This window comes from Enterobacter sp. C6, assembly GCF_008122455.1.
Taxonomy (GTDB): domain Bacteria; phylum Pseudomonadota; class Gammaproteobacteria; order Enterobacterales; family Enterobacteriaceae; genus Enterobacter; species Enterobacter pseudoroggenkampii.
On sequence record NZ_QPFW01000005.1, the window covers coordinates 1 to 431 of the forward strand.

General features: G+C 68.0%; 2 protein-coding genes. Both read right to left on the reverse strand.

Translation table 11 applies throughout. The annotated features are described in order from the left end of the window. Window positions 1–252, reverse strand: a 252-nt coding sequence (locus tag DOU50_RS00025; RefSeq protein ID WP_148768437.1) for an iron chelate uptake ABC transporter family permease subunit, incomplete at its 3' end; no start/stop codon positions are given. Beyond that, window positions 249–431 (reverse strand): iron chelate uptake ABC transporter family permease subunit (locus tag DOU50_RS00030; protein ID WP_148768438.1); only part of this gene is annotated, 183 nt, incomplete at its 5' end. The genes DOU50_RS00025 and DOU50_RS00030, both read right to left, overlap by 4 nt.

Sequence of the window (431 nt, forward strand, 5' to 3'; positions counted from 1 at the left end):
CATCAGCGACTGGAATATCGCACCGCTCACGCCGAGCGCCGCGCCGACCAGAATCGCCATCGCCACGCGCGGCAGTCGCCACTCCGTCACCACCATGGTGACGTTGCGCGGCGCGCTGCCGAGCAGGGCGTTAAACACCTGCGCAAAATCGAGCGTGACCGCGCCGCAGCGCAGGCTCCAGACCGCCAGCAGCAGAATGGCGATGAGCAGCAGCGAGACGCTGGTGAGTAAACGACGGGACGGGGCCATCATGCGCCACCTCCGCGTTTACGGCGTACCAGGAAGATCAGCACTGGCGCGCCGATAAAGGCGCTGACCACCGAGACGCGCAGTTCACCGGGCACCAGCAGGCGGCCCAGCACGTCGGCAAACAGCAGCAGGGCAGGGGTGGCCAGCAGCGTCACCGGCAGCGACCAGCGGTGATCCGCCCC